This window comes from Microbacterium umsixpiens (assembly GCF_053543675.1).
The window spans coordinates 43,360-46,084 of record NZ_JBLVOH010000023.1; the positions used below are offsets into that span (position 1 = coordinate 43,360).

Here is a 2,725-nt window from a genome sequence, read left to right on the forward strand (position 1 = left end):
GTCCGGGACCGACGAGCGCGACTCGGGGTCGACACGCACCGCCTCCACAGCCCCGGAGTCGGCGCCGGCGCCCCCCGCCGGAACGTCCTCGGTCGCACCCGAATCTTCGGTCGTCCGCTCGGCGAGATGTTCGGCGATGCTGTCGTCGGGTATCGCGTTCCGGCGTCCGCACTCGCGTCTAGAATGTTAGACAGTGTTGTCGAGGCGGAGTCTCGATGGCGGTAAAGGGGGAATCATGGCCGAAGGAACGATGTGGTCGGTGCGCGCACCAGCCTCCAGAAGACTCAGGCGCGGGTGGATCGCTCTCATCGTGGTGGTCATCCTCGTGGCCACCGGTGCTGCCGCGGTGTGGTTCGGTGTCAAGAAGCTCCCCGGCACGCACTACGCAGAGCTCGACGAAACCGATCAGCGCATGTTCACTTCTTTGAGCTCTCTCTACGAGCAGTTCCAGGCCGACCCCGCAGCGATCTGGTCGGCCGATTACCGTTTCGACGAGCAACCTCTGACGTTGATCCGCCGCGACGAGGTGGGGGGAGTCATCTGGCACTATGCATACCTCGTCAACATGTCGGATGTGATCGACACCGCGGGAATGCAGAAGGTCGACCTTCCCGACGGCTCATTGCCGGACGACGTGCGCGTGACCAAGACCCTCGGGACAGCCTCATTGCCGTTCTGGGCACCTTTCAATTTCACCATCGAGACGCTCGGGGAGACTCCCGTGCTGACCTTCAAGTATTCGGCCGACATCCTGGACGGAGCCGGCGACCCATCCCTCGAATTCGGCACTTTCCTGCTCCATGAAGCCTTCCACGTGGGCACGCAGCAGGAATGGTCGTACGACCGCGGGGCGGAGGGCGACCGCATCTTCGACTACCCGACGTCATCCGAGCAGTTGGCGCTGCTGCGCACCGAGTTCGCGATCCTCGACTCCGCCACTGGTGTCACAGACCCTGCCCGCATGGAGATCGCCGCCCATGACCTCGCGCAGATCCGCATCGCGCGTTATGAGAAGTGGCCGGAATTGCGCGTGCAGGACAACACCGAGGCGATCGAAGGCACGGCGAGATATGTCGAACGACGCATGTCCGACCTCACGCATGGCGATATCAACATCCTCACGACGAAGTCCGGCGGGACCGCGACTTTCGTGTCTGTTCTGGACTACATCGAGGAAACCGAGCAGTTCGAGATCCTGGAACGCGACATCGCCTACGAAACAGGTGCCCAACTGGGCTACATGCTCGACGTGATCGAGCCGACCTGGAAGCAGAAGATCGAACCCGCGCCGGCCGGTGAGGGCTTGACGCCGTTCCAGACGCTCCAGCGCCGTGTCTCCGTCGAAACCGCGCCCACGCCGCAGGAGATTCTCGAGATCCAGTCTCGGTACCCGTGATCATCAGCCGAGGGACACTTCACGTCGTGCCGATCTAAGCAACCCGGGTTGACAGTCGCTCGTCACGCAACGTAGGTTGACAGCATGGAATCCCTCGATGTCGCACAGGTCGCCGCGGACACGACCGACCCGCGCGCGGGACTGCGGGCGGTCGCCTCGCTGCGCACCCTCGCCGATGTCCTCGAACTGCGCCAGGTCGAAGCCGGATTGCGCTCCGGCATGAGCTGGCAGGCCATCGCCGATGCCCTGGGCGTCACGAGACAGGCCGTGCACAAGAAGCACTCGAAGCGGATCGATCCGACCATCACCGTCCCTCGGAGGAACTCATGAGCCGGCTCACGCACGCCGCCGCCACGATGCACACCCTCTCGCTCGCGGCGATGGAAGAGGCTTCGCGCTTCGGCGTCCGCGACACCGACATCGATCACCTCCTCCTCGCGCTGACGATCGATTCCGAGACCGGCGGCCAGACCCTCCGCGGAATGGGCGTCAGCCTGGAGGCGGCGCGCGCAGCCGTCGCGGCGCAGCACGCGTCTCAACTCGGGCTCGTGGGCATCGCCACCGATCCGGACAGTCCGGGTCGCATCGTCTTCCACGAGACCAGCGGCTATGAATGGACGGATCGCGCGATCACGGTGCTGAAAGACGCGTCGAGCGGCGAGCGGCGCGGTGACTCGGCAGCCGTGCTCCGCGCTCTGGTCGACGAGCCGAGTGGGCTCATCGACCAGATCCTGAGACGACTCGACGCCGATCCCGACACTCTGCGAACCCGGCTGGACGAGGTGCAGCGGCTTCGCCTCATCGCCCCCTCCCCGGCGGGCGATCAGAACCTCTCCGGTTCCCGCTCGGTCTTCGTGCCTGCGCCGATCGAGGATGTGTGGGCGCTGCTGTCCGCTCCCGCCCGCATCCCCGAGTGGGACCAGGGCATCGCCGCGGTCGATGCGGACGACGAGACGAGCGGGCCGTGGGAGGCGGAGACCGCGACGACCCTGCCCGACGGCAAGCCGATGCAGGTCAAGGACGAGTTCCGGCGCCAGCGCGTGCACCTCGCCCAGCGCGAGGAGCCGACGAGCATCCAGTGGCTCTTCACTCACCCCGATGCAGCGCGCTCGAATCCGAGGTCGGTGGCGTTCGCGCTCGAACATGCCGCCGGCGGAATGCAACTCCGCGTGACCCTGACATGGCTGACCCCTCCGAGCCGCGGCGTCCGACGCATCGTCCGCATACTGATGAAGCCGCTCTTTCGCTTCGTGCTCTTCATCCAGCTCACGCAGCTCGAAAGCGGCATCACTCGCGTCTTCCGCTGACGCCCGAACGCCGGCGGCGCAT

3 protein-coding genes are annotated in these 2,725 nt (G+C 65.7%); all 3 read left to right on the plus strand.

Features of this window, described 5'->3' with window-relative positions; genetic code table 11:
* The first annotated feature begins 235 nt into the window (after window positions 1–235).
* The 3 genes from ACNPM4_RS02285 (at window position 236) to ACNPM4_RS02295 (ending at window position 2,703) form a co-directional block, all read left to right on the plus strand.
* Window positions 236–1,396: a flagellar basal body-associated FliL family protein gene (locus ACNPM4_RS02285; RefSeq protein ID WP_448984549.1), complete on the plus strand. Its 1,161-nt coding sequence runs from the start codon at window positions 236–238 to the stop codon at window positions 1,394–1,396.
* A gap of 84 nt (window positions 1,397–1,480) precedes the next feature.
* The gene (locus tag ACNPM4_RS02290) at window positions 1,481–1,726 is read left to right on the plus strand and encodes a hypothetical protein (protein ID WP_400857212.1); all 246 of its coding nucleotides are present in this window, start codon (window positions 1,481–1,483) and stop codon (window positions 1,724–1,726) included.
* Window positions 1,723–2,703 carry an SRPBCC family protein gene (locus ACNPM4_RS02295; RefSeq protein ID WP_448984550.1) on the plus strand — a complete coding sequence of 327 codons (981 nt, stop codon included), beginning with the start codon at window positions 1,723–1,725 and terminating at the stop codon, window positions 2,701–2,703. The genes ACNPM4_RS02290 and ACNPM4_RS02295 overlap by 4 nt, the downstream gene beginning before the upstream one ends.
* The last annotated feature ends 22 nt before the right edge of the window (window positions 2,704–2,725 follow it).

Bases quoted from the DNA above. Each gene is read 5' to 3' on its own strand.
- ACNPM4_RS02295 (WP_448984550.1), top strand. From the start codon at position 1,723: ATGAGCCGGCTCACGCACGCCGCCGCCACGATGCACACCCTCTCGCTC.
- ACNPM4_RS02290 (WP_400857212.1), top strand. From the start codon at position 1,481: ATGGAATCCCTCGATGTCGCACAGGTCGCCGCGGACACGACCGACCCG.
- ACNPM4_RS02285 (WP_448984549.1), top strand. From the start codon at position 236: ATGGCCGAAGGAACGATGTGGTCGGTGCGCGCACCAGCCTCCAGAAGA.